Genomic DNA, 2,980 nt, shown 5'->3' on the forward strand with positions numbered 1-2,980 from the left:
CCGCGGCTCCTGCCGAGCCGAGCTACCTCGAGCGGATCGGTGAGGGGATTGACCTGCTGCGGGGGGACACACCCCGCCAGGCGGAGGATACGTTCGCCGCCGCAAACCTCCAGGACTACTCTGATTCGCTGGGATGGGTCGGTCTCGGCGCGGCGCGCCTCGGGAGGGGGTATGTCGACCGCGCGATGGCAGACTTCGCGCAGGCAGCGCACCTCGCCGCAAGGGGATCGCAGCAGGCGCGGGCCGTCGCTCCGCTCGCGCAGTTCGGGCGCGCGATCTGCCTGCTCCAGCGCGGTGAGGTGCATGCGGCCGCGGAAGAACTGGAGGCGCTGGCGCAAAGCGAGTTCGAGCCGGCGCTGCCGGCGCTCGCGTACGCGAAGCTATCGGCGGGAGACCCCGAGGGCGCGCAGGAGACCGCGAAGTCCGCTCTGGAGAGCTTGCCTGACGATCCGCTGGCGTTGGCTGTCCTCGGCAGGACACTACCGGGCAGCGAAAGCATCCCACCCCTGGAGCGGGCCGCTGAGGTCTGTCCCGGTTCGCGCTACGCCGCGCCGCTGACGGCGCTTGCGCTGCCGAATATTCCTCGATCGCCGTCTCAGCCGCAGGAAACCGAGGTGGTGCGGCTGGATATCATCGAAGGCCCGCCGCGCCGCGCCGTCGTGACCTGGCTGGGCTCCGGCGAACCGAGTTACGTCATCCTCAGAGTTGACGGACGGCACGCCGGCATGAGCAACACCACGCCGCATCAGTTCGGCCTACCGCGCGAACTTGCGCCCGGACCGCACGGCGTAGGCGCCGAGGTCTGGGCCGACCGCACGATTCTGGGGCGCACCGGGACCGTCGTCTGGTCAGCCGCAGAAGGCGAGCCGCCGGATCGGTACGACGGAACCGAATACGCCGCCGCGCTCGAGGGCCTGCGATCGGCTTTGGCCCCGATCCCAAATCGCGTCCATCTTCACTACTGGTTGGCTCGCGCCCACGCGCCGGCCAACCAGAAGGCGGCGCTGCGGCACTACGAACGCGTCGTCGCGCTGGACCCCGGTTTCGCGGACGCGCGGCAGCGCGCGACGGCGCTGTGCGCCGCGCTGGGGCTCAAGGGATCTACCTCCGAGGTCTCTTCGGTGCCTGACAAGCGCGTGTGCCTGACATTCGACGATGGTCCGCATCCGATCTACACCGAGCGGATTCTGCAAGCGCTACGCGACGCCAATGTTCGCGCCACGTTCGTCGTCGTGGGGACACAGGCGCGGGCACATCCGGAGCTGCTGCGCGCCATCGCGGCTGATGGGCACGAGATCGCGAATCACTCCTATTCCCACGACGACATGACGCGCAAGACGACCGCCGAGATTCAGCAGGAACTCCTACGCACCCAGGCCATCGTGGAAGACGCCACGGGCCAGCATACGCGACTGTTCAGACCGCCGGGCGGGCAGCGCAATGCTGCGGTCCGCGCCGCGGCGGCAGCGGTCGGCTATCGGACCATACTGTGGTCGGCGAACGTCAGCGTCTGCGCGGGCCTGCCGGCGGAGAAGGGCGTGGCGAGGCTTCTCCAGGACGTCAAGCCGGGTGCCATCGTGCTCCTGCACAACGGCCCGGACGAGAGCGCCGACATCCTGCCCGGGTTGCTGGCAGCGCTCAAGAAGCGGGGGTACACCTTCGCCGCCCTGTCGGACGCGATGGGGCGCTGAGCCGCCAATCGAAGGACGCCGCTGCGGAGTTGACGGCTAGCCCTCCGCCGCGCGGCGCATGATCTCAATGTGCTCCGCGAGGGCGCGCCGGGCGCGCTGGATCATTTCCGGATCGTCCGTGTACTCGGTCAGGCTCTGCACCACCAGGGGCTCGACGCTCAGCAAGGCTTTCGCCTTCTTCACGATGACGTGATACCGCTCAGGCCCGTCCAGCCGCGCGGTGAGCTGCGACAGCAGGTGGAAGTACTCGTAGTCCTCGATCCCGTCCCGAATGCATTCCAGGCGAACCGAGCTGAGCGGATTGCCATTGGGTCCGGGGTAGATGAGCTGGCCGTCGCCGTTGAAGTTCGAATAGGTGAAGGTATTCCACGGCACCTCCGGCCATCGCTTGCCGGCGGCGATGGCGGAGCGCGCGGCCGGGTCGTCCAGCGGTATCAGGTCGCCCGGCGGCGGCTGCGCCAGGCGGTTGCTATGCCACCGATTGAGCGCGTAGTAGAGGAACCCGTTGACGCCGTACTTCCAGTTTTGCCAGAACAACACGCGGTGGTCGGTTGCGGGGTAGTCAATGAACCAGTTCGCGTAGGGGTGGTGCGGCGCGCAGCAGACGTACCACCACACCTCGTCGCCTTGCGCGCGGTAATGCTCGGCAATGTCGTGTCGGTAATGCGCGGTCAGCGGCACCCAGATGTCAACGTACCCCTTCAGCTCTTCATTCGGCACGACCGTGCAGGCGCGGGGAAGTCCGGGCACCGCTTCACGGATCATCCCGTACATTTCGCGCAGCTTTGGGTAGTTGGCAGGGCGGATTTCGTCAAACCCATAGACGTATGCCAGGTCGAACCAGCCGCGCTCCCGGAGAAGCTCGGAATACGCCCGCACTTCCTCGACCACGGCGCGTCGCTGCTCCGGCGCTGATGGATAGCCGAAACACTTGATGTTGAATGCATTGAGGCCGCGGCTCGCGCAGAATGCCATGTTCTCCGCGGCGGGCACGGGTTTCGAGGAATAGATGTTCGTCGGATTAATACGGCGGCGCAGCAGGAAGTCGTACCACGTCAGCAGCACGTCGGTTGGTACGGGATCGTAGCCGTACCATGCAGCGACCCCACCCTCGGAGAACGCAAACGCGGTCCTGAGGTGTGTCTCCTTCGGCAGGGCGAAGTCCCACACGTGGGCAACGAGGGGGACGCGCGTCTCCGGCGCGTTGTCGGGCCTGATGATGATCTCGCCGCGGTATTCACCGGCGGGCACGGCGGCGGGGCAATAGACCGTGACCCAGACGGGCTGAA

General features: G+C 67.1%; 2 protein-coding genes. One reads left to right on the plus strand and one right to left on the minus strand.

Features of this window, described 5'->3' with window-relative positions:
* On the plus strand, positions 1–1,691 hold a 1,691-nt coding region (locus JSV65_08910; protein UCH36456.1), incomplete at its 5' end, for a polysaccharide deacetylase family protein.
* Positions 1,692–1,727: 36 nt separating this feature from the next.
* Here JSV65_08910 and JSV65_08915 read toward each other — a convergent pair.
* Positions 1,728–2,980: DUF4091 domain-containing protein (locus JSV65_08915; protein UCH36457.1), on the minus strand; the 1,253-nt coding region annotated here is incomplete at its 5' end.

The sequence above is a fragment of the Armatimonadota bacterium genome, assembly GCA_020354555.1.
GTDB lineage: Bacteria > Armatimonadota > Hebobacteria.